The organism is Pseudomonas crudilactis (assembly GCF_013433315.1).
GTDB lineage: Bacteria > Pseudomonadota > Gammaproteobacteria > Pseudomonadales > Pseudomonadaceae > Aquipseudomonas > Aquipseudomonas crudilactis.
Map to the genome: position 1 here is coordinate 46730 of NZ_WXVV01000028.1, position 23045 is coordinate 69774.

General features: G+C 55.2%; 25 protein-coding genes. 13 read left to right on the plus strand and 12 right to left on the minus strand.

Annotated features, from left to right (window positions below):
- Window positions 1–33: 33 nt before the first annotated feature.
- Window positions 34–309: a hypothetical protein gene (locus GTU76_RS25510; protein ID WP_180699899.1), complete on the minus strand. Its 276-nt coding sequence runs from the start codon at window positions 307–309 to the stop codon at window positions 34–36.
- A gap of 300 nt (window positions 310–609) precedes the next feature.
- Here GTU76_RS25510 and GTU76_RS25515 point away from each other — a divergent pair, with 300 nt between their 5' ends.
- Both GTU76_RS25515 and GTU76_RS25520 read left to right on the plus strand, forming a co-directional pair.
- Window positions 610–1692, plus strand: coding sequence for a hypothetical protein (locus tag GTU76_RS25515; RefSeq protein WP_180699900.1), 1083 nt, complete (start codon window positions 610–612; stop codon window positions 1690–1692).
- A 2-nt stretch (window positions 1693–1694) separates the two neighbouring features.
- A complete protein-coding gene (locus tag GTU76_RS25520) occupies window positions 1695–2048 on the plus strand; it encodes a DUF1428 domain-containing protein (protein ID WP_180699901.1) in 354 nt (117 codons plus the stop codon).
- Between the two features lie 108 nt (window positions 2049–2156).
- Here the strand turns inward: GTU76_RS25520 and GTU76_RS25525 are convergent, their stop codons facing one another.
- Window positions 2157–2351 (minus strand): hypothetical protein, encoded by a 195-nt coding sequence (locus GTU76_RS25525; protein ID WP_016987682.1) that lies wholly within the window; start codon window positions 2349–2351, stop codon window positions 2157–2159.
- Window positions 2352–2457: 106 nt separating this feature from the next.
- On the opposite strand from GTU76_RS25525, the gene thpR reads away from it, so the two are divergent.
- Complete coding sequence (gene thpR, locus GTU76_RS25530) at window positions 2458–2979, plus strand: RNA 2',3'-cyclic phosphodiesterase (RefSeq protein ID WP_180699902.1); 522 nt, start codon at window positions 2458–2460, stop codon at window positions 2977–2979.
- A gap of 250 nt (window positions 2980–3229) precedes the next feature.
- On the opposite strand, the gene GTU76_RS25535 is transcribed toward thpR, so the two are convergent.
- The 5 genes from GTU76_RS25535 to GTU76_RS25555 all read right to left on the minus strand — a co-directional run bounded on the left by GTU76_RS25535 (window position 3230) and on the right by GTU76_RS25555 (window position 8472).
- On the minus strand, window positions 3230–4327 hold the full coding sequence (locus GTU76_RS25535) for a polyamine ABC transporter substrate-binding protein (protein WP_122594386.1): 1098 nt from the start codon (window positions 4325–4327) through the stop codon (window positions 3230–3232).
- A gap of 91 nt (window positions 4328–4418) precedes the next feature.
- Window positions 4419–5294: an ABC transporter permease subunit gene (locus GTU76_RS25540; RefSeq protein WP_064120851.1), complete on the minus strand. Its 876-nt coding sequence runs from the start codon at window positions 5292–5294 to the stop codon at window positions 4419–4421.
- Complete coding sequence (locus tag GTU76_RS25545) at window positions 5291–6172, minus strand: ABC transporter permease subunit (RefSeq protein WP_371042493.1); 882 nt, start codon at window positions 6170–6172, stop codon at window positions 5291–5293. The genes GTU76_RS25540 and GTU76_RS25545 overlap by 4 nt, the downstream gene beginning before the upstream one ends.
- Before the next feature lie 29 nt (window positions 6173–6201).
- A complete protein-coding gene (locus tag GTU76_RS25550; RefSeq protein WP_007919249.1) occupies window positions 6202–7344 on the minus strand; it encodes an ABC transporter ATP-binding protein in 1143 nt (380 codons plus the stop codon).
- A 366-nt stretch (window positions 7345–7710) separates the two neighbouring features.
- Window positions 7711–8472 carry a gamma-glutamyl-gamma-aminobutyrate hydrolase family protein gene (locus GTU76_RS25555; RefSeq protein WP_180699903.1) on the minus strand — a complete coding sequence of 254 codons (762 nt, stop codon included), beginning with the start codon at window positions 8470–8472 and terminating at the stop codon, window positions 7711–7713.
- 282 nt (window positions 8473–8754) lie between these two features.
- Between GTU76_RS25555 and GTU76_RS25560 the strand changes: the two genes are divergently transcribed.
- The 6 genes from GTU76_RS25560 (at window position 8755) to GTU76_RS25585 (ending at window position 15758) form a co-directional block, all read left to right on the plus strand.
- Entirely contained in the window at window positions 8755–10131 is a 1377-nt protein-coding gene (locus tag GTU76_RS25560; protein WP_007918694.1) for a glutamine synthetase family protein, read from the plus strand.
- A gap of 272 nt (window positions 10132–10403) precedes the next feature.
- A complete protein-coding gene (locus tag GTU76_RS25565; protein WP_064389317.1) occupies window positions 10404–11894 on the plus strand; it encodes an aldehyde dehydrogenase in 1491 nt (496 codons plus the stop codon).
- A 49-nt stretch (window positions 11895–11943) separates the two neighbouring features.
- On the plus strand, window positions 11944–13227 hold the full coding sequence (locus tag GTU76_RS25570) for an NAD(P)/FAD-dependent oxidoreductase (protein WP_180699904.1): 1284 nt from the start codon (window positions 11944–11946) through the stop codon (window positions 13225–13227).
- Window positions 13228–13667: 440 nt separating this feature from the next.
- Complete coding sequence (locus tag GTU76_RS25575; protein ID WP_007950154.1) at window positions 13668–14216, plus strand: cupin domain-containing protein; 549 nt, start codon at window positions 13668–13670, stop codon at window positions 14214–14216.
- Window positions 14217–14461: 245 nt separating this feature from the next.
- Entirely contained in the window at window positions 14462–15124 is a 663-nt protein-coding gene (locus GTU76_RS25580) for a hypothetical protein (RefSeq protein WP_180699905.1), read from the plus strand.
- Between the two features lie 19 nt (window positions 15125–15143).
- Complete coding sequence (locus GTU76_RS25585; protein ID WP_180699906.1) at window positions 15144–15758, plus strand: TIR domain-containing protein; 615 nt, start codon at window positions 15144–15146, stop codon at window positions 15756–15758.
- Window positions 15759–15838: 80 nt separating this feature from the next.
- On the opposite strand, the gene GTU76_RS25590 is transcribed toward GTU76_RS25585, so the two are convergent.
- From GTU76_RS25590 to GTU76_RS25605, 4 genes are all read right to left on the minus strand, one after another.
- Entirely contained in the window at window positions 15839–16675 is an 837-nt protein-coding gene (locus GTU76_RS25590) for a hypothetical protein (RefSeq protein ID WP_180699907.1), read from the minus strand.
- The gene (locus GTU76_RS25595; RefSeq protein ID WP_180699908.1) at window positions 16675–17853 is read right to left on the minus strand and encodes a toll/interleukin-1 receptor domain-containing protein; all 1179 of its coding nucleotides are present in this window, start codon (window positions 17851–17853) and stop codon (window positions 16675–16677) included. Before GTU76_RS25595 ends, GTU76_RS25590 begins: the two co-directional genes overlap by 1 nt.
- 85 nt (window positions 17854–17938) lie before the next feature.
- On the minus strand, window positions 17939–18745 hold the full coding sequence (locus GTU76_RS25600) for a toll/interleukin-1 receptor domain-containing protein (RefSeq protein ID WP_180699909.1): 807 nt from the start codon (window positions 18743–18745) through the stop codon (window positions 17939–17941).
- A gap of 178 nt (window positions 18746–18923) precedes the next feature.
- Window positions 18924–19217 carry a fructose-bisphosphate aldolase gene (locus tag GTU76_RS25605; protein ID WP_180699910.1) on the minus strand — a complete coding sequence of 98 codons (294 nt, stop codon included), beginning with the start codon at window positions 19215–19217 and terminating at the stop codon, window positions 18924–18926.
- Window positions 19218–19821: 604 nt separating this feature from the next.
- On the opposite strand from GTU76_RS25605, the gene GTU76_RS25610 reads away from it, so the two are divergent.
- Window positions 19822–20235, plus strand: coding sequence for a hypothetical protein (locus GTU76_RS25610; RefSeq protein ID WP_016987693.1), 414 nt, complete (start codon window positions 19822–19824; stop codon window positions 20233–20235).
- Window positions 20236–20348: 113 nt separating this feature from the next.
- On the opposite strand, the gene GTU76_RS25615 is transcribed toward GTU76_RS25610, so the two are convergent.
- Window positions 20349–20780: a hypothetical protein gene (locus GTU76_RS25615; protein ID WP_016987694.1), complete on the minus strand. Its 432-nt coding sequence runs from the start codon at window positions 20778–20780 to the stop codon at window positions 20349–20351.
- Between the two features lie 165 nt (window positions 20781–20945).
- Here GTU76_RS25615 and GTU76_RS25620 point away from each other — a divergent pair, with 165 nt between their 5' ends.
- The 3 genes from GTU76_RS25620 to GTU76_RS25630 all read left to right on the plus strand — a co-directional run bounded on the left by GTU76_RS25620 (window position 20946) and on the right by GTU76_RS25630 (window position 22922).
- Complete coding sequence (locus tag GTU76_RS25620; RefSeq protein WP_016987695.1) at window positions 20946–21335, plus strand: hypothetical protein; 390 nt, start codon at window positions 20946–20948, stop codon at window positions 21333–21335.
- 15 nt (window positions 21336–21350) lie between these two features.
- Complete coding sequence (locus tag GTU76_RS25625) at window positions 21351–21773, plus strand: HD domain-containing protein (protein ID WP_016987696.1); 423 nt, start codon at window positions 21351–21353, stop codon at window positions 21771–21773.
- Between the two features lie 129 nt (window positions 21774–21902).
- The gene (locus GTU76_RS25630) at window positions 21903–22922 is read left to right on the plus strand and encodes an AbrB family transcriptional regulator (protein WP_016987697.1); all 1020 of its coding nucleotides are present in this window, start codon (window positions 21903–21905) and stop codon (window positions 22920–22922) included.
- The last annotated feature ends 123 nt before the right edge of the window (window positions 22923–23045 follow it).

Below are 23045 nucleotides of genomic sequence, written 5' to 3' on the forward strand. Positions count from 1 at the left end.
GCGATGGGACGCCCTTTTTGTTTGGCCTTTTAATTAAAAGTGAGCGCTCGCCCGGACGCTGGATCGCGCAGGCACGGCGGCCTCGATGTCCAGCAAATGGGTGGCGAGAATGTCGCTCAGAAAACGGAACTGATCGTTGAGGCCGACCACTTCATTGCTGAAATGATTGCTCGCGGCGGGCATCAGCAGATCTTCGAAATCTTCGTTGAACACCAGTGCCTGCGCCTTGTGCGACACGACGTGCTGGTCGTAATAGTTGCTGCCGAACACCGGGAAACTCACCGAGAGTGTGACGTGGGTGTGAATCATGCTGTGAACTCCTCGTTGTGTTTCGGATGGGCTAATCGTGCCTTTCATGGGCGGTCGGCGGAAGGCAATCGTGGCGATGGTGAATATCGATGGCAGTGATGGTTGTCGCAGCCCCCTGTGGGAACGAGCTTGCTCGCGAAGGCGTCGAGCCAGTCGATTCATATGTGTCTGATACACCGCATTCGCGAGCAAGCTCGCTTCCACAGGGGATCTGCGGAGTTTTCGCGACAGCGGACAAATGGTCCGACGCACACACCTATACTCAAATCTGCTTGCGCCCATTTAAAGGAAATCTCAACCGTGAACCCGCGTGCGCTGCTCGTCGCCGCACTGTTGTTGCTGGCCGGCTGCGCCACTTCGGCGCGGGCCCCGGTGTCAGCGCCGCAAGCGGTGTTCGTCTCGCCGCAGACCTGGCAGCAGATCGACCGGGAAATCGTCAGCGCTTCGCAGCAGTCCACCGATCAAGTAAAGGTATTCGCCCGTGGCTCGATGGAACATTGGCGCACTCGGGTCTATCAGCAAACTGAAGAAAATTTCATTCCGTGGTTCAGCAGCTACTGGACCCAGGAATGGCTGTCGATGAAGGTCAGCTGGTACACGATCAATGCCGGCGGCGAGCAGGATGCATCGGCCAAGCGGCTGGCGGCGTATCTGCTTGAGCAATATCAGGAAAGGGTGCTGGCGCCAGTCGCGGTGGAAATCGATCCGGATGCGATTCTCGGCCAAGCGACGGCGTTCTATGCGCAACTGATGGCGCAGCAGATGCCGCTCATCGCCCAACGCCATGGTGTGCCCGTTGGTCAGCTCAATGGACGCTTGCAGACAGTCCCGGCCATTGCGCTTGGCCCACCACCGGCGCGCGATGCTTCGCTGTATCAGGTCATCAGTACCGAGCCGCTGAACACGCTGCCGGCCTACGCCGCGCTGATCGACAAGATACACACCGAGGGCGGCGCCAAGGGCATTGCCTCGACGGATGCCGGCATGGCCCCGGTGGCCAAGCGCGCCAGCCAACGGATGGAAGCGGAAATGGCCCCGCGCGGTGCGGCCAGCGCAGTAGCCGCTGCGGCCGGAAAACTGGCTGGCGGATTGATTTCGGTGGGTGTAGCCGGCATTCGCGCGATCATTCAGGCCAATGACCGGCCCGACAGTGAAGCGCTGATCCGCAGCAGCCTGGGCAGCACCTTCGACAAGGCTTGGCTGAAGCTGGTGCAAAACCCGACCACCGGCGTCATGGCCGGCACCCTGCACATGGCCGGTCAGGTCGAGCGCAATCTGGGTGAGGGTGAAGAACCGTCGGTCGGCTTGGGCGTGAGTCCTGTCGAATGGCAGCCACCGCAATCGACCAATCAGCAGATCGAACCCAACGTGCAAGGAGAGTGATCATGGCTTACATCGATATTTTCGTAGCGCCGGTGCCGACTGCCAACCTTGAGCAGTACAAAAAGCACTGTGAAATCGCGGCGAAACTGTTCAAGGAATACGGTGCACTGGATGTGGTGCAGTGCTGGGGCGATGACGTGCCGGAGGGCAAGGTCACGTCATTCCCGATGGCGGTAAAGCTCAAGGAAGGCGAAACGGTGTCGTCCGGCTGGCTGATCTGGCCCGACAAGGCCACTCGCGACGCCGGCATGGGCAAAATGATGGAAGATCCGCGCATGCAACCAGACGTCAACCCGATGGGGTTCGATGGCCAGCGCATGATCTTTGGCGGTTTCAAAAACATCCTCGAACCCTGACGCTCACACACATCCCCGTAGGAGCTGCCGAAGGCTGCGATCTTTTGATGTTGATTGTAAAAAACAAGATCAAAAGATCGCAGCCTTCGGCAGCTCCTACAGGGGGCCTCACTCGGGTGAGGGGGTGATTCTGCAGCTTTTGCGGTTGCGGATCTGCTCGTCCGTCGGCCGTTCACGGACGAACTCGAAGCGCGGCTCACCCTCGCTGTAATGCACCAACCAGCCCCATTCCAGTTCGGTTTCGTCCTGTCCGGGATGCGGCGGTCGGGCCCACCACGGTTCTTTGCTGAGGATCGCGCGCATGGCGGCCTCCGGTTGATGGCAATCCTTGAACTATAGCTACCTGTCACGAGTCGTCAGATCAGGCTGTGTAGAATCCGGCGGATCACGATGAACAGGGAGCAGGGCCATGACCGATGAAGCGAAGCGACTGTTTTTTGCCCTCGATTGCCCGCCGGCGCAGCGGAAGGCGATCGCTCAGTGGCGCGGGGAGTTGGGTTTGCGAACCGGTAAGCCGGTGCCGCCGGACAATTTCCACCTCACGCTGTTGTTTCTGGGCGCTGTACCATTGGCGCAGATCAATGAAGTCTGCGAAGCGGCCGGGCAAGTGCGCACGCCGGGTGAGCCATTGAAGATTGCGCTGGATAGCTTGCAGGTCTGGCATCGCGCCGGGGTGTTGTCGCTGGCGCCGGAGCAGGCCCCGCAGGCGTTGCTGCGCTTGGTCTATGCGCTGGAGCAGGCAATGTTGCCGTTTGGCTTTGAAGAGAAAACCCGCGAATTTCGCCCTCATCTGACGTTGGTTCGCGATTACCGCGCGCCGGAACCGGAATCGGCCACGGCGCCGGAGTTCTTCTTGCGCGCCGAACGTTTTGCCCTGTTCGAATCACACAAGGGGCGCTATCGGGTTCTGCAAGATTGGTCGCTGATTTGATGCAACAAAAAAAGGCGCCCGCGGGCGCCTGAGAATTCACCCGAGCCGAGGGAGCCAGGTGAGGCCGTTCATAGCAGGGTGCAGCGGTGGTAAGGCGCTGCGTGAACGGGAAATCAATGATTTTTCGAGTCAACACCGTCCCTGTGGGAGCGAGCTTGCTCGCGAAGGCGTCGGTTCATTCAACATCTGCATAGCCTGACCCACCGCTTTCGCGAGCAAGCTCGCTCCCACATTTGGATTTGCGCTTGTTCTATTTACCGAGTTTCACCCGCGTCCAGCCACGGGTCATGATCCGCTGAGTGGCAATCGGCTGATCCGGCACCGCATACAACGTGGCCATCACCGCTTGCGACGGATACGAACCCGGATCGTTGCGGATCGCTTCGTCCACCAATGGCGTCGCCGCCGCGTTGGCGTTGCTGTAGCCGTTGCTGTTGGTGATTTCGGCGATGATGTCCGGACGCATCAGAAAGTCCATGAACAGGTAGGCGTTCTCGACGTTGGCGGCATCGCGCGGGATCGCGACCATGTCGTAGAAACTGCCAGCGCCTTCCTTGGGAATGCTGTAGTCGATGACCACGTTGTTACCCGATTCCACCGCGCGGGCCTTGGCCTGCAGCACGTCACCGGAGTAACCGACCGCGACGCAGATGTTGCCGTTGGCCAGATCCGAGATGTATTTCGAGGAGTGGAAGTACGCCACGTTCGGGCGAATCTTCATGAACAGTGCCTCGGCTTCCTTGATGTGCGCGGTGTCCTTGTCGTTCACCGGGTAGCCCAGATAGTGCAGGGCGGCCGGGATCATTTCGGTCGGCGAGTCGAGGAAACTGATGCCGCAGGCTTTCAGTTTTTCAGCGTTTTCCGGTTTGAACAGCAAGTCCCAGGAATTGGTCGGGGCGTTGGCGCCGAGCACTTCCTTGACCTTGGCCGGGTTGAATCCGATGCCGATCGAGCCCCACATGTACGGGAACGCGTGGGCGTTGTCCGGATCACTGGCGGCGGCGTTTTTCAGCAGCACCGGGTTTAGATTCTTCCAGTTCGGCAGCTTCGATTTGTCCAGCGTCTGATACACGCCGGCCTTGATCTGCTTGGCGAGGAAACTGTTCGACGGCACGACCAGGTCGTAACCGGATTTGCCCGCCAGCAAGCGCGCCTCAAGGGTCTCGTTGCTGTCGAAGACGTCGTAGGTCACGCGGATGCCGGTCTCGTCTTCGAACTTCTTGACGGTGTCCGGCGCGATGTAATCGGACCAGTTGTAAACACGCAGCACCTTGTCGTTGGCCTGGGCGCCCATGACGATTGCGCCCATTAAGGACAGTGTCAGCAGAGTCCTGCCAAACATTTTCATCGGTACAACTCCATTCTTTTTATTCACGTTACGCAAAGCCCCCTCACCCTGACCCTCTCCCATAGGAGAGGGGCGGGGTGAGGGATACAGGTTAAGCAGTTGCTGCGGATTGCTGAGGTTGCCACGACTCATTCGCCGTCTGATCCATCGCTTCCTGAATCGCTTTTTTGCGGTTGGCTTCTGCCTTGCGGCCGAAGTACCAGACCAGGAAAGTCACCAGCGACACCGCCAGCAGAATCAGGCTGGCCACGGCGTTGATCTCAGGCTTCACACCCAGACGTACCGCCGAGAACACTTCCATCGGCAGGGTCGTCGAACCCGGCCCGGAGACGAAGCTGGCCAACACCAGGTCATCCAGCGACAAGGCAAACGACATCATCCCGCCCGCCGCCAGCGACGGCGCAATCATGGGAATGGTGATCAGGAAAAACACCTTGAACGGCTTCGCACCGAGGTCCATCGCCGCTTCTTCGATCGACAGGTCCAGTTCGCGAAGGCGGGCGGAGACTACCACCGCGACATAAGCGGCACAAAACGTGGTGTGGGCGATCCAGATCGTGACGATGCCACGTTCCTGCGGCCAGCCGATCAACTGCGCCATCGCCACGAACAGCAGCAACAGCGACAGACCGGTGATCACCTCAGGCATCACCAACGGCGCGGTGACCAGACCGCCAAACAGCGTGCGGCCCTTGAAGCGCGTGACGCGGGTCAGCACGAAAGCGGCGAGGGTGCCCAACGCCACGGCGGCAATCGCGGTGTAGCAGGCGATTTCCAGCGAGCGCACCACCGAGCCCATCAGTTGCGTGTTGTCGAGCAAACCGACGTACCACTTCACCGACCAGCCACCCCACACCGTCACCAGTTTGGAGGCGTTGAACGAGTAGATCACCAGAATCAGCATCGGCAGATAAATGAACATCAGGCCGAAGATCAGCATGAACTTGGAAAAACCGAAGCGTTTCATCCCCGTGCCTCCATCTCTTTGGCCTGGCTGCGGTTGAACAGCAGAATCGGCACAATCAGGATCAACAGCATCACCACCGCCAGCGCAGATGCCACCGGCCAGTCGCGGTTATTGAAGAACTCTTGCCACAGCACGCGACCGATCATCAGCGTCTCCGGGCCACCCAGCAGTTCCGGAATCACGAACTCACCGACCACCGGAATGAACACCAGCATGCAGCCGGCAATAATGCCGTTCTTGGCCAGCGGCACGGTGATTTTCCAGAAGTTGTTGAAGTTGCTCGAACCCAGGTCCTGCGCGGCTTCCAGCAAGCTGCCGTCGTGCTTGACCAGGTTGGCATAGAGCGGCAACACCATGAACGGCAAATACGCGTACACGACCCCTATATAGACGGCGGTGTTGGTGTTGAGGATCTCGATCGGGTGATCGGTCAGCCCCGTCCACATCAGAAACGCGTTGAGCAAACCGTTGTTGCTGAGGATGCCCATCCACGCGTAAACGCGGATCAGGATCGCCGTCCAGGTCGGCATCATGATCAACAGCAGCAGGACGTTTTGCGTTTCCTTGCCGGTCTTGGTGATCGCGTAGGCCATCGGGAAACCGATCAGCAGACACATCATCGTGCTCAGCGCCGCGACCTTCAGCGAGCCGAGGTAGGCCGACAGGTACAACTCGTCTTCGCCGAGCATGGTGTAGTTGCCGATGTTCAGCAGCAGCTGGAATTTCTGTTCGGCGTAGGTGTAGATCTCCGAGTACGGCGGGATCGACAGCGCGGCTTCCGAGAAGCTGATCTTCATCACCAGAAAGAACGGCAGCATGAAGAACAGGAACAGCCAGATGAACGGGATGCCGATCACCAGTTTTCGCCCGCTGGGCACCAGGCGCAGGAATTGCTGATTGAAGGTTTTCATGAGCGCAGTACCACGCCGCTGTCGTCTTCCCACCAGACGTAGACTTTGTCGTCCCAGGTCGGGCGCGCGCCACGGCGTTCGGCGTTGGCCATGAACGACTGGACGATTTTGCCGCCGGGCAATTCGACGTAGAACACTGAGTGGCCGCCGAGGTAGGCGATGTCATGCACTTTGCCTTCGGACCAGTTGTAGCGGAACTCCGGTTGGGTGGTGCTGACGAGCATTTTTTCCGGACGGATCGCGTAGGTGACCGACTTGTCCTGCACCGAGGTGCTGACGCCGTGACCGACGTAGATCTTCTGCTGCAAGTCCGGGCTGTGGATGATCGCGTGACCTTCAAGGTCTTCCACCACGGTGCCGTCGAAGGCGTTCACGTTGCCGATGAACTCGCAGACCATGCGACTGACCGGGGCTTCATAGATGTCGACCGGACTGCCGATCTGCGCGATCCAGCCGAGGTGCATGATTGCGATGCGCTCGGCCATGGTCATGGCCTCTTCCTGGTCGTGGGTCACCATCACGCAGGTCACGCCGACGCGTTCGATGATCTGCACGAGTTCCAGTTGCATCTGCGAACGCAGCTTTTTATCCAGCGCACCCATCGGTTCGTCGAGCAGCAACAGCTTCGGACGCTTGGCCAGCGAGCGGGCGAGGGCGACGCGCTGGCGCTGGCCGCCGGACAACTGGTGCGGGCGGCGTTTGGCATATTGGGTCATGTGTACCAAGCGCAGCATTTCATCGACACGGGCGTCGATTTCGCTGGCGGGCAAACGGTCCTGCTTCAAGCCGAAGGCGATGTTCTGCGCAACGGTCATGTGTGGGAACAGCGCGTAGGACTGGAACATCATGTTGATCGGCCGCTCGTACGGCGGCATGTCAGTGATGTCCACGCCGTCGAGCAGAATCCGCCCTTCAGTCGGGCGCTCGAAACCGGCGAGCATGCGCAGCAGGGTCGATTTGCCCGAACCGGAGCCGCCGAGCAGGGCGAAGATTTCGCCCTGATGGATCTCCAGGGACACATCGTCCACGGCCACGGTTTCGTCGAACTTCTTGGTGACACGGTCGACTTTCACCAGAACCTTTTTCGGTTGCTGATGACCTTCAAGTGCCTTCCTGTAAGTGCTGGAGGCGTTTGCCATGTGAAACTCCCAACAGGTTTCGTTCGCGCGGCCAATGTGGCCGGGCTTAAGTGGATTGCAAGCCTGCAGGTGCATTCCCGCTCGGATCACATCTCCCTGTGGGAGCGAGCTTGCTCGCGAAGACGTCGTGTCAGCCGACATCGTTGTTACCTGACACACCGCTTTCGCGAGCAAGCTCGCTCCCACAGGGTTTTGTATTGATCTGACGGTCTTGCTCCTGCCATCCGGCTTGGTCGGCGCCGCCGTCCTGGCTGCCTGGGTCGTACTTGTTGTTATTACGGGTGTTGTTGTTCACGGATGACGGATGTGCGCAGGCACACCCGACCTCCGAGGGGGCAGTAAATCGTTACGTATTCTTGGGTTGGATCAGCGCTGGTTGCGCCGCGCCGCCCGTTGCCGGCAAGCCTCGCCGAACGCCTGGAAAATCTTCAGGTAGTTCGGGTTGTCGAGCACTTGCCATTCCGGGTGCCATTGCACGCCGAGGGCGAAGGTCGGGCTGTGCTCGACCGAGACCGCCTCGATCAAGCCGTCCGGCGCCACCGCTTCGGCACGCAGGCCGGGGGCGAGGCGGTCGATGCCCTGGCTATGAATCGAGTTGACCTGGAATTCGGCCGGCAGCTCCAGAGCTTCGAACACGCCACCACCGAGCACAGTCACCGCATGCGCCGGTGCGTATTGCACGGCCACATCAGGGCTATCGGCTTCGCGGTGATCAAGCATGCCCGGCAGCTCATGCACCTTCTGATGCAGGCTGCCGCCGAATGCCACGTTCATTTCCTGGAAGCCACGGCAAATGCCGAGCACCGGAACGCCCGCCGCAATGGCTGCACGCAATAAAGGAAGGGTGGTGGCATCCCGCGCCGGATCGTGATCCGTGCCGGGAGCGCTGGCCGGGCCTTGATAGTGGAAAGGTTCCACGTTGGAAGGCGAGCCGGTCAGCAGCAGACCGTCGAGTTGACCGAGCAGGTCTTCGATTTCAGTCAGGTTGCCAAGGGAAGGAATGACCACTGGCAACCCCTGAGCGCCAACGCTGACAGCACGTACGTACTTGTCGCCGCTGATGTGATAGGGATGCAGGCCAATCTGTTTGACGCACGCAGTAACGCCGATCAATGGCTTGAATGCCATTTTTATTCACCTCGAAGTTTGACACTTGAACGAGCTTTTCCGGAGCTTAGCCTCGTTGATTTTAATTAACAACTGCCATGTAAAAAATTCTAAACGTCGTTCATCCAATCTTCATGATTCTCTGGGCTCTGGCGCCTGAAATGGCACGCAAGTGTTAAAAAAAGCCCGAAAAATAAACCTTCAGCGGCCATCTGTTCGCTATTGACTTCACTTTGCCGTTCGGGTTGACTGGCTCGGCGAAACAGCAGTGAACATAATAATTAACAGCTAAATAGGTGCATCATGTCGGTCCCTCTGCGTACCGTTCAACTCAACGAAGCAAACGCATTCCTTAAGAAATATCCTGAGGTTTTGTACGTCGACCTTCTGATTGCGGATATGAACGGTGTGGTGCGCGGCAAGCGCATCGAACGCACCAGTCTTCATAAGGTTTACGAGAAAGGCATCAACCTGCCGGCCTCGCTTTTCGCGCTCGACATCAATGGTTCCACGGTGGAAAGCACCGGCCTGGGTCTGGACATCGGCGACGCTGACCGCATCTGCTACCCGATCCCCGGCACCCTGAGCATCGAGCCGTGGCAAAAGCGCCCAACCGCACAACTTCTGATGACCATGCACGAAATCGAAGGCCAGCCGTTCTTCGCTGACCCGCGTGAAGTGCTGGCCAACGTCGTGCGCAAATTCGACGACCTCGGTCTGACCATCTGCGCGGCGTTCGAACTCGAGTTCTATCTGATCGATCAGGACAACGTGAACGGCCGTCCGCAATCGCCACGTTCGCCGGTGTCCGGCAAGCGTCCGGTGTCGACTCAGGTCTATCTGATCGACGATCTCGACGAATACGTCGATTGCCTGCAAGACATCCTCGAAGGCGCGAAAGAGCAGGGCATCCCGGCTGACGCGATCGTCAAGGAAAGCGCCCCGGCGCAGTTCGAAGTCAACCTGCATCACGTCTCCGACCCGATCAAGGCGTGCGACTACGCCGTCCTGCTCAAGCGTCTGGTGAAGAACATCGCCTACGACCACGAGATGGACACCACCTTCATGGCCAAGCCGTATCCGGGCCAGGCGGGCAACGGTCTGCACGTGCACATTTCGATCCTGGACAAAGAAGGCAACAACATCTTCGCCAGCGAGGATCCCGAGCAGAACGCCGCACTGCGTCACGCGATCGGCGGTGTGCTGGAGACCCTGCCTGCGCAAATGGCGTTCCTCTGCCCGAACGTCAACTCGTACCGCCGTTTCGGCGCGCAGTTCTACGTACCGAACTCGCCGAGCTGGGGCATCGACAACCGCACCGTTGCGGTCCGTGTGCCAACCGGTTCTGCCGATGCTGTGCGTATCGAGCACCGTGTTGCCGGTGCTGACGCCAACCCATACTTGCTGATGGCGTCGGTGCTGGCCGGTATTCACCACGGCCTGACCAACCAGATCGAACCGGGCGCTCCGGTGGAAGGCAACAGCTACGAGCAAAACGAACAGAGCCTGCCGAACAACCTGCGCGATGCACTGCGTGAGCTGGACGACAGCGAAGTCATGGCCCGCTATATCGACCCGATGTACATCGACGTGTTTGTCGCGTGTAAGGAGAGCGAGCTGGCCGAGTTCGAGAACTCGATCTCGGACCTTGAGTACAACTGGTATCTGCATACGGTGTGATTGGCTGAGGCCCTCAAAAGCTGAAGAGCCCCTCACCCTAACTCTCTCCCGGAGGGAGAGGGGACTGACCGGGTTGTCTTGAGATATCCGGCAACCTGAACGATCCAGCCGATTATGGATTCGGCAAAGATTTTTCAGGTCGGCGGAGATTCTGAGCATCCCCCAATCGGTCCCCTCTACCCCTGGGAGAGGGCTAGGGTGAGGGCAGCCATCTCAAGCCAGACATCGCAGCCAGACAACACCCCCAATTCCCCCCTTGTCGAGCCACAACAATGACAACGACCCGCAACGACTGGGAACAACGCTTCCAGTCCCTGACCATCGAAGCCCGCGCATTCATCAACGGTGAATACCGCCCGGCCATCAGTGGCGATACCTTCGAATGCCTGAGCCCCGTCGACGGCCGTTTCCTCGCCTCCGTGGCCAGCACCGATGAAGCCGACGCCAACCTCGCCGTTGAAGTCGCGCGCCAGTCTTTTGAATCTGGCGTGTGGGCGAAAAAAGCCCCGGCCGAGCGCAAACGCATCCTGATTCGCTTCGCCGATCTGATCCTGCAGAACCAGGAAGAACTGGCGCTGCTGGAAACCCTCGACATGGGTAAACCGATCAGCGATTCGATGAGCATCGATATCCCGGCGACCGCCAACGCGATCCGCTGGAGCGCCGAAGCCATCGACAAGATCTACGACGAAGTCGCCGCCACACCGCATGATCAACTCGGCCTCGTCACTCGCGAGCCTTCCGGCGTGGTCGCGGCCATCGTGCCGTGGAACTTCCCGTTGATCATGGCCAGCTGGAAATTCGCTCCAGCACTGGCGGCGGGCAATTCGTTTATTCTGAAACCTTCGGAAAAATCGCCGCTGACTGCAATCCGCATCGCTCAACTTGCGCTGGATGCCGGCATTCCGAAAGGCGTGTTCAACGTGCTGCCAGGCTTCGGCCACACCGTCGGCAAAGCGTTGGCGTTGCACATGGACGTCGACGTGCTGGCCTTCACTGGCTCCACGGCGATCGCCAAGCAACTGATGATTTATGCAGGCCAAAGCAACATGAAACGCGTCTGGCTCGAAGCAGGGGGCAAGAGCCCGAACGTGGTGTTTGCCGACGCTCCGGACTTGCGCGCGGCAGCACAAGCAGCGGCCGGCGCCATTGCCTTCAACCAGGGCGAAGTCTGCACTGCGGGTTCGCGCTTGCTGGTCGAGCGTTCGATCCGCGAGCAATTCATTCCGCTGTTGGTGGAAGCGCTGCAAGCATGGAAACCGGGTCATTCACTCGATCCAGCCACCACCGTCGGTGCCGTGGTCGATCAGCGTCAACTCGACAACGTGCTGCGCTACATCAGCATCGGTCGCGAGCAGGGCGCCGAACTGATCGCCGGCGGCCAACGCACCCTCGAAGAAACCGGCGGCCTGTATGTGCAACCGGCGCTGTTCGACGGCGTGACCAACGCGATGACCATTGCTCAGGAAGAAATCTTCGGCCCGGTGCTGTCGCTGATCACCTTCGACACCGCTGAAGAAGCGCTGCAGATCGCCAACGACAGCATCTTCGGCCTCGCCGCCGGTGTATGGACCAGCAACCTCAGCAAGGCGCACACCTTCGCCCGTGGCCTGCGTGCCGGCAGCGTCTGGGTCAACCAGTACGACGGCGGCGACATGACCGCACCGTTCGGTGGCTTCAAACAGTCGGGCAACGGTCGCGACAAATCGCTGCACGCGTTCGACAAGTACACCGAGCTGAAAGCGACCTGGATCAAGCTCTGACTCTATTACAGCGGTGGTCGCCGTTTATTGGCGGCCCTCGGAGAAACGTATGAAACAGCAACACGTAAACAGCTACTACGCCGCCACCCGCAATGAAGTCATCGACTTTCCGGTTCTGGAAGAGTCGGTCGAGTGCGATGTCTGCATCATCGGCGCCGGTTACACCGGCCTGTCCTCGGCGCTGTTCCTCACCGAAGCCGGCTATAAAGTGACGGTGCTGGAAGCGGCGAAAGTCGGCTACGGCGCCAGCGGTCGCAACGGTGGTCAACTGGTCAACTCGTACAGTCGCGACGTCGACGTGATCGAAGAGCGCTACGGCGACAAGACTGCAGAAATTCTCGGCAGCATGATCTTCGAAGGCGCCGACATCATCCGTTCGCGCATCAGGGAATACGACATCCAATGCGACTACCGCCCGGGCGGTATCTTCGCAGCGATGAACAAGAAACAACTCAACGGTCTGGCTGAGCAGAAGCGTGGCTGGGAACGTTACGGCAACCGCAATCTGAAGATGCTCGACGCGGCTGAGATTCGTCGTGAAGTCGGCTCCGATGCATACGTCGGCGGCCTGCTCGACATGCAGGGCGGCCACGTTCACCCGCTGAACCTGGCCCTCGGTGAAGCTGCGGCGATTACGCGTTTGGGCGGCAAAATCTACGAGCAGTCCGCTGCTGTGGAAATCAAATACGGCGAGCCCAACGTGGTGCGCACCGCCAAAGGTCAGGTCCGCGCCAAGTACCTGCTGATCGCCGGCAATGCCTACCTGCCGCAAGGTCTCGACAACCGCGTGACCGCGAAAAGCATGCCGTGCGGCTCGCAGATCGTCGTCACCGAACCGTTGACCGAGAAACAGGCGCGCAGCCTGATCACCAACAACTACTGCGTCGAAGACTGCAACTACCTGCTGGACTACTACCGTCTGACTGCCGACAACCGTCTGCTGTACGGCGGCGGCGTGGTCTACGGCGCACGCGAACCGGACGACATCGAACAACTGATCCGCCCGAAGATCCTCAAGACCTTCCCGCAGCTCAAAGACGTCAAGATCGACTACCGCTGGACCGGCAACTTCCTGCTGACCATGTCACGCATGCCGCAATTCGGTCGCATCGAAAAGAACGCCTACTACATGCAAGGCTACAGCGGCCACGGCGTCACCTGCTCGCACCTCGCCGGCAAGCTGATCGCGGAAATGATCCGTGGCGACGCCGAACGTTTCGATGCTTTCGCATCGCTGCCACACATGCCAATGCTCGGCGGCCGCACCTTCTCCGCACCGCTCACCGCCCTCGGCGCCGTCTACTATTCGCTGCGCGACCGCTTCGGCATTTAAGTTACCTCCCCGGCGGCGGCCCAAGACCCCGCCGGTTTTTTACCTGCCAGTACATGCAACATCAATCCGACTGAAACACCAAAGATCAAAATGTAGGAGTGAGCCTGCTCGCGATGAGGCCAGCCCAGCCACCACCCCTCCCACAGAAACACCACAAACCCTGTGGGAGCGAGCTTGCTCGCGAAGGCGGTCATCCAGTCAAAAATAATGTTGAATGTGCCACCGAGTCGCGAGCAGGCGAAGGCCTACAGGATTGCATCACCATGGCAAGAAGGACTTTTACCCCACCGTCCATCGAACCTGCTGAGCAACACCGGCAAACGTGATTTAATAGCCGCCTTTCACGGTTCCGGGACACGGGAGCAACGTGATCCGCGCCCCTCGCGCGGCACCCGCCACCCACCCCCATTGCCCTTAAGTACTACTCACATAAGGCTGTCATGGATACGGGTTCTCGACTCAAACTAGTACGCGAAAGCTACAAACTCTCCCAGCGCGAGCTGGCCCGGCGTAGCGGCGTGACCAATGCCACCATCTCCCTGATCGAACAGAATCGCGTCAGCCCCTCCGTCAGTTCCCTGAAAAAGCTGCTCGAAGGCATACCGATGTCCCTGGCCGACTTCTTCACCTTCGACCAGCCCCCGCGCGAACACCAATACGTCTTCCGCGCCAATGAACAGCCTGATCTGGGCCGCCATGGTTTGCGCCTGCTGCTGATCGGCGCCTCGGTACCAAGCCGCCAGATGCGCTTGCTGCGCGAGCAATACGCACCGGGCGCGAGCTCCGGGGAAGAGCCGATCGTTCACGCCGAGGGCGAGGAGTGCGGACTTGTCACCCGTGGCACCGTGGAGTTGACCGTGGATGGGTCGGTGAGTGTGTTGAATGCGGGGGATGGGTATTACTTTCCGACGACGCTGCCGCATAAGTTCCGCAATATCGGGGCGGATGAGGCTGAGATTATTAGTGCGAATACGCCGGCGAATTTTTGACAAGGGCGGCGACTATAAAATATCTGATGCATAAGTAAGGCCCAAAAAAGCCGCAGAGATGCGGCTTTTTCGTGTCCAGAAACACCTGTATTTCCGTCTTTTTGATAATTTATTTTGTGATGTTTTTGTGCCATCATTGCGTGGTTTGTTGGGGGGGGGGGGTATCGGCGAAGACGTTTGTTGCGAACGCTTTCCGCGCTTGAGTTTAAATTTATGTATTCGTTGATGTGTTAAATATGGAGCAAATGAACTTGCAAGAAGCAAAGGCCTCCGCATCACTTTTGAAGTTGTTGGTGGATTCAGATTTTCAATTAACTATGGAAATTTCTCCTTGGATCTTAGGGGGGGGAATCGTTCTCGTGTTGATAGTTTTTTGTTTTCGGCATTTCGGAGGGAATTGGAATTTACGCGACTTTGAAATAGATGAGGCGGAATTTGGAATTGGCGAGCAAAAGATAAAGCTGAAGCCTAATAGTGTTGATAGGCAGATAGCATATAAAATATGGGTGGAGTTAAGTACTAGGAAAATAGGGCTTCAGATAGATTTGGAGAATGATGTTGTTTATGAGATTTATGATTCGTGGTACAGTTTTTTTTCTGTAACTAGAGAGTTAATAAAGGATGTTCCTGTTTCAAAGTTTCAGCGAAAGGAAACGGAGAGAATTATTCGGCTTTCTATAGATGTTCTTAATCTAGGTCTAAGGCCACACCTGACAAAGTGGCACGCTAGATATCGCCGATGGCATGATACACAGGCAAGCCAGCAGGGTAATCTGGATCTAGAACCTCAGGATATTCAGAGGAAATATCCACATATCACTGATCTTGAGGCAGATATTATGTCTGTAAATAACAGGCTGATCGGTTATAGAGAGAAAATGTATAAAATAGTTTCTGGTCAAAATTAATTTCTTTGTAGGAGGCTTTGTGAAAAGGGTTTTCGTAAGTTACCATCATAAAAATGAGCAGTGGTTGAAGGATGATTTATTAGCGCTGAATTCAGAGGCAGAGATTTTTTTTGATTGCTCTGTTGCTGTAGGGGATATTGATGAAAATCTTGAGCCTCAGATTATAAGGCAAACAATACGCCGAAGTTATCTTAGTGAGTCAACCGTTTTGATTCTTATTGTAGGGCGGGAAACTCAGTATAGAAAACATGTTGATTGGGAACTTTATTCGAGCATGTATAATGGCAGTAAGTTTGGTCGTTCAGGTGTTGTGGTTTTGTTGTCACCTGATTGCGAGTCTAGCTACTTCACCGCTCCATCGAAAAAAATCAAAGATGCTCTGTATCCTCAGTATGAAAATTGGATGTCTGTTAAGTCTCGTGAAGAATATGAGAGTAGATACGAGTTCATGCCGCCAAGAATAATAGACTGCTTGCTTAAAGGGGGGAGTAATATTTCTATTACAAATTGGAGTAAGATTTCCGAAAACCCCGATTACTTGCGTGTCTTGATAGATTGTGCGCATGACTCTAGAGAGGTAAGTACTTATGACATGAGTAGAGAAATGCGGATGCGGAATTATAATCCAGCGTAATTTTTTGTTTGATAGTAAGAAAACCCTGTAGAGTTAAAGTTTTACAGGGTTTGCGCGATCGCTTGTCTGAATGAAATTGATTAAATTGTTGTCGTTGGTTCTGGGGGGTGCTTAAATATATTTAAGAGGCCGCGCATAATTAAAATTACTGCCTGATTTGTGTGAGGCGTTCTTGCTAAAATTTTATTCTCTTCTATTGTGAGGCCGTTGTTTAGGTTATTTGATGTGAAATGTTGAAATTCTTTATGTCCCGGCCAGTTATACTGCGCGCCGGTATGGGGGTATAATCCTAAGATTTTTACAAGATCAAGTGTGCATCCGCCAAAGCCACCAACTAAGAAAAGTGGTTGCTTCATTTGCAGAGAAAGCAAGGCCTCTTCCGCTATTCCAGGCATGCAACCCTTGAAGTTAACTGTTTGTCCACCTAGAAGAATTCTTGCTTGTGATTCAATAGTCATCGTACGGCGCATGTTCGTGAGCCCTTCTGACCATTCATTGTTATTAAATGCTTTCGGTGGTTCGTTGATACGCTCCTCGGTTGGTATGCGACTGCCAATACGATTTAATAGGATTAACTCTGCGATGCCTGCAAGCTCCTCTGTTATTTCTCCTATTTCTTCCACTGCCAGTGAAGAATGTACTGGCCACGCTAGGTAGCTGAAAATACCGATTTGGTCATACCCGTCTCGACTGTCACGTTTATGACGAGCGACTAATTCAAAGAGCAGAGCGGTGAAACCTTCTTTCCTCAGATCTCCGCCATATACGATGCCTGCGCCAAGCGCAAGCATATGGCGTGCGATTTCTACTGTCGCATCTTTCAAGTGCGCATCGCTAAGACCCAAAATTTGCAAGTCTGCACTTTCGGACGCGGAAATTGCGATGCGGCAACTTTCAAGCTGTTCTTGGTAATTCATTAGATCGCCCCCGCTAACCATTCATTTAAACTTAGCAACTTAACCCTAGGACAGATTTCTTCGAAAAGTCTCTGCTCCTCTTTGCTCAGGGGAGGGTCGGGATAAACTATTATAGGATTAGGGGTCTCAATTTCAGGGGGTAGAATTGCTAGGGAAATTAACTCAGGTGGGCGAGGCACAAAAAATATATTATTAATGGCTGGGTCTTGAAGAAGCATTAGTTGGCAGCGCCAGAGAAAGTCCTTCAATACCTCATCTAGTAATCGGCCGATTACAAAGTCGATACGATTTTCATTAGGGTCAAGCCGTACGACAGGAACATTCCCCATGTAGGGGAAGCCTCGTTCATCTAAGTCGTTTAGGCTATTGGCTACCACAAGAGGCACGCTCCAGCGTTTTGCTTCAATGATTTCGCGACGGCACCATTCTCGTGATGAATAAGAGTCAGTGTGAATTGCGACCATAGCACTTACTCTTACTTGCTGCAGTAAAACTTTATTAAACTTTAATCCAGCAGGGATGTCGTGCACATCAAAAAATCCTGCTAGGCCATTGCCGGCATGAAGTCTGTCGCGAATTTTATAAGCGATCTCCTCTCCTTTGTCATCATGTTTTGAGTGGCTTAAAAAAATTTGAACTTTTTTTAGATAAGCTTCAAGTGCATCATCTTCTTCTGTTGGATGTCTTAGGTGCTCTAAGTAATGTCGAAGCATTCTACAAAACTGATATGTGAGCGAAGATGTCAACAATTGAAATAACTCAGGTTTTGTACCTAGCCATCGATCCCACCTTAAAGCTTGTTCTTCTATATTTAAACGAGCGAGTACATTTGAGTCAATTGATACCGGAAAAATACGCGCCGCAAGGCCTTTCTTGTCAGTTCGGATCGCTAGTTCTTGAACATACTTGATCCATGCAGGGTCAGTACTTAAAAAGTCATCTGCTAATACAACAATAGCGGTACTGTGGGCATCGTCCAGATCGATTGATATGGGAACTCCTGTATCAGTTAGAATGGCAGATCGGAAAATTACGCTGATTCCTGCTCCGCCTGAGATATTCTCGTACAAGTTTCGACGAAAGTGCTGGCGCAATACTTCAGCAATTTCTGGGCCACCAGTAAATATAGGATGCCAAATCACGTAGATAACGAGAAAGGGACAAGTATCATGCGTCATGGAATATCTCAGATTTTGTTGGCGGGAAACCGGTCGAGTGGTGTGTTTTTGTACTTTATTTCGTCGTCAGTGTTTTTTCTTATGGTCAGTCATGGTTTAGTAAGTACCAATTAAAAAAATCACGCCCTTTTTCTGTTACATAAACACGCCCTGGGGCATTTTGATCTAGGTCGATAAGTCCAAAAGCTCGAGCGCTTGCGGCTTCTGTAACGTTTTTAATACCAAGCCAACCTGCTTTTAAAATTTCGTCTTTTTCGCTAATAAAGTCGTTAATTTTCCCAGATTTTAAATATGAATCAAACTCACTAAACAGACCGGATTTGGAGTTTTTCGATTTTTCTTCATTGATTAAATTTTTTAATGATTGGATTTCTTTGTCTCGCTGAAAGATTTCCTTTTCCTTCGCTAAAATCTGTCGCTGAGTTTCCGTGTCACCTCCTTGCAGTGTTAAATATTTAGACCATATTGCTGAGACTAATTGTCCTAGATCTATCTTGCTATAGTCGTTTGGCATTAGGTGTAAAAGGTCGTCTGTGAGTTCAGGGTAACGATTGTTGATCTGTTGATATGTTTTCTCTGAATCAAATATTGATATTATTTTCTTAAGGTCATAGTTGTTTCCTTTATTTGTTTCGTCTTTTAATACGTGCTTTATCTCTCTATCGACCCACGATGATTTTAACGAGTTCTCCGTGAAAAATATTAAAGCGACGTCTGCTTTGTCAAGGCCATCTCGAAATATTGACTTTCTCAGATTGTCTCCCGGGAAGATTTTTCTTTTGTCGATCCAAACGTTTATATAACAGTCTTCTAAATCTCTAACTAATGGTTCGACGATTGATTCTTTATCATCAGAAGAATGGCTAATAAAAACTAATACAGACTGACCCATGTCACTCACTCTATCCCATTGGCAAAAATGCACATATCTCGGCTTGGATTTTAGTATAGATGCTATGCATTATGTTACATGAATGCCAGTCGTATTCAATTAGTGAGGTCGGCTTGCAAAAGCGACCTCAGTGTGAATTTTTATAGTCATTTTAATCGATAGAATAGGTGGGGAAATCCTATGAGGGCTCCGATGAATCGAATCCCCGCTGCTCAATCACCCGAAACACATCGCTCACATCCTGCTCCATGATTCTTGCGATGTTGGTCACGGTGTTGATGTCGTGTTCCGCGTAGTTGCGGAAGCTGGTGCAGGCGATGAGGTCGAGGTATTTGAGGACGGCGTTGAGGCGTTCGGCGAGGCAGGCGTGGAGTTCGCGCAGTGGGGCGTCGGCGTTGATGAGGAGGACAGGGTTGTCGGTGGCTGGGTGGGACATATGGGCGTAGTGGTGGAGCGGCTTTAGCGTTGTCATGGCGTTAATCCTTAGCAAAGAAGAATTGCCACCGTTTGCTGCGAAACAAATGGGTGGCAGCTATGCGCGGGTTCGCAGACCGGAGGATTAACACCATGACCCGGCAGACCCGGAGGTCTCCCACGCACAACCGCCATAAAAACGTAGACAACCGGAAGCCGGCCGAGCCTGACGGAACAAGGTGTCAATCTTAAGGGCTGCGAAACCCTATCGCTAATTTAAGTTAGCGACAGCCCCACTCTAGGCAGCAATTCCCGCACCCACAACCGACCTGTAGGACGCCAACCCACCCCTGTGGCGAGGGAGCTTGCTCCCGCTCGGCGACGCAGTCGTCGTAATCCGGCGCCCACGTTGTGTCAGGAGAATTCAGCTCGCCGGTTCGGGGCCGCTTCGCAACCCATCGGGGATGAATCCCCTCACCACAAGGGGTGTTTTCCTACGCGTTTTTCAGACTTCAAATTCGGTCGAATCTCAAATCATGGCTTTTCATCCGGTTTGGAACTTTCCTTAAAAACGATGTCAATTTGATGGCGTGTCGCGACGCTCATTGATAACGGATCAAGCAGTGCCAGGCTGTTTCCTGGTAAGCCCAAGGAAGTGTGAGATGAAGCTGATTCTTGCGATGTTGTTGATGTTCAGCGGTTACGTTTCCGCCAGTTGTGCCAGCATCAGTGATCCTGACAAACGCAATTATTGCCAGGCCACGCAGGAAGGCAGCAGCTGTTATTCCATTGGCGATTACGATTTACGCACGGCCTGCGAAGCGGAGAGGGGTGGTTCATGCGCAAGTATCGAGGATCGTAACCAGCGCGCCTATTGCGACGCCAAGAAGGGCAGTAGTTGTTATTCCATCGACAATTACGATTTGCGTACGGCCTGCGAAGCGGAGAAAGGCGGTTCATGCGCTGGTATCGGGGATCGTGACCAGCGCGCCTTCTGTGAAGCGAAGCAGGGCAGTAGCTGTGCGAGCATCGGCGATTGGGATCTGCGCAATCAGTGTGAAGCCATGAAGCGCTGATTTAGGGCTGCTCCGCAGCCCAGCGGGAGCAAGCTCCCTCACCACAATGAATGTGTTGATGCACGAAAAAGGGACACCCAGCGGTGTCCCTTTTTATGTCCGCTAAACAGCCGTTACTTCGCCTTCCAATGCCCACCGCCACTTTCACAATCAATCTTCGCCTGCCCCAGATTCTCCGCGCCGTAGTAATACGTGGTCACCTGCGCGCCATCCGGGATATTCAACGCTTTGGCGTTTTTATCCTTGCTGGTGGAGTGCGGGTTTGCCAGGGATTCCTGAGTGAGGGTGGCGATGCAGGTGGCTTGATAGTGGTCGTCGCACTGCTGGACCTTTTTCTTGACGGCGTTGACCATGTCTTTGCTTTCGTTGCTGCACGACCAGTCGATGGAGTTGACGGGCATGCCCTCGTATTCGTAACAGCTATGGCCGGACACGGTGGGCACGGAGGCGCTGGAGGAGCGGGTCTCGACGTCGCAACCTTCGGCCATGACGCAGGTGGGGATGACACAGAACGTGGCGAGCAGAAGCAGGAATCGAATGTTCATCGGGCTTTCCTCTTCGATGGCGCCGGTTCTGATCAATGATGGGGCGCTTATGGTTTCGAGATTGCGCAGGAGAAGGAGGTTCCATCAGGTTTTTGATTTGCGCTGTTCACACAGAGTGGGAAACAATCGGACACATCTAGCGTCCCAAGGATTGGAATATTGCCCATGATCGAGATCGGCGGTCGCAACAACGCCCCCACGTCGCAGCACCCAACCCACGACGTCTACATTTTCAACATCGACCTGTCCCGAGCGGCCACGCCTTTCTGTTTCGAACAATCGACGGCCGGGGGGCATGGTGGGCAGGGCGGTGCGCGCTGGTTGGCGCTGGATGAGCTGGAAGCCTGGCCCGGTGAGTGGCGTGAGCACTTGAAGAAGTCTGATTGTGCTTGGGTCGCTGAGTTGATTGACGCACATCCTGGTGTGGATCAAGTGACATTGGTGTCGATGATTCTCAAGCGTCACGCCGAGCCAGCGAAGCCAGTCGGTCGCTTGAAGTCCATTGCCGCTTGGCTCAAACGCAATGTCCACGTCGGCGGTCGTTACGGCGTTTAACCCGAGGAAACTTCTATGACTCAAACACTGGAACGCGCTATTGCCATCGCCGCAGCCGCCCACGCCGGGCAGCTCGACAAGGGTGGTGCGCCGTACATTCTGCATCCGCTGAAAGTCATGCTGCGCATGAGCACGCTGGAAGAACGCATCGTCGCCGTGCTGCACGATGTGGTCGAGGATTGTGGGATCAGCCTCGATGATTTGCGCAAGGAAGGCTTCAGCGAAGACGTGCTGACGGCGATTGAGTCGGTGACCAAAGTGCCCGGCGAATCCTATGAAGACTTCGTCGACCGCGCCGCACAGAACCCGATCGGTCGAGTGGTCAAGTTGGCGGATCTGGAAGAGAACAGCGACCTGTCGCGGATTGCCTCGCCGAGTTGGGAGGATCTTGAGCGGATCGAGAAATACCGTCGCGCGATTGGACGGTTGCGCTCATAAAACTACGCAATCCCCATGTAGGAGCTGCCGAAGGCTGCGATCTTTTGATCTTTTTAACAGCAAGATCAAAAGATCGCAGCCTTCGACAGCTCCTACAGGGGATCGAGTTTAATTGCCAGGAAGGCATCTATGAAATCCATTCTCTGTTTGTTGATCGCCGCCGGGTTTGGCGCGGTGTTGCAGTCCCTCGGCGTGCCTCACGGTTTGCTGTTGGGCTCGATTCTTGTCACTGCATTGGTCGCCACTAAATCAGGTTTCGCCCCCGTGACGCCTTATGGCCTGGGCTACATACAGGTGGCGCTGGGCATCGCCACGGGGCTGATGTTCGAAGCGTGGGACAGCGCGACGGCATCGGCCATGTTGCCCAGCCTTGGCGTATTGCTGCTGTGCTTGATCGTGCAGATTACGTTGGCTGCGCTGTGGCTGACGCGCGGGGCAGGGTGGAATCGCACTGATGCATTGTTGGCGGTATACCCGGGCGCATTGGCAGCGGTTTTCGATTTGCTGGAGTCGGAAAAGGCCTCAAGCAAAGTCATCATCGTGCACTTGATGCGGCTGTTGCTGATCACCGTGTTGGTGAGTTTTTTGATTCCGGGACAGGCATCGGTGGCGGTGATTGAAAGCGCTCCGTTGACGACCGGGATGGCACTGACCGTGTTTGCGGTGATCGGCTTGAGTGTCGTGCTTGGACGCTTGCTGCTGGTGATCGGCGTACCGGCGCCGTTTATGCTCACGGCGATCATCATCACGGCGGTTTTTGTCAAAGCAGGATGGCTGCACAGCTTCCACATGCCGGATTGGAGTTTGAATCTGGCTTCACTGATTCTGGGTGTACGCATCGGCTCGCGATTTCAGGGATTGGGCGTCAAGGAGTTGGGCCGGCATGGTCGCACGGCGCTGGTCTCGGTCGGGTTGATGATCGTGGTGGCGGCGGCATTTGCTGAAGTGGCGGCGCGGTTGTTGGACAGTGATCCGCTGTCGCTGTGGCTGGCGTATATGCCGGGGGCGATCGAAACGATTGCAATCGTCGCGTTCGCGGGAGGGCTGAATGTGGTGTTTATTCTGACCCATCATTTGGCGCGGATGGTGCTGCTGCATTTTGCTCCGGCGTTGTTGGTGCAGGTGCGGCGGGTGCGGGAAACTTCCTGATTTGGATTGTGTCAGCTCAATCGATCCCCCTCACCCCAGCCCTCTCCCGGAGGGAGAGGGAGCCGACCGTGGTGTTTTGCGCGATGCATCGACCTGAACGACCTTATTGATTATGGATTCACT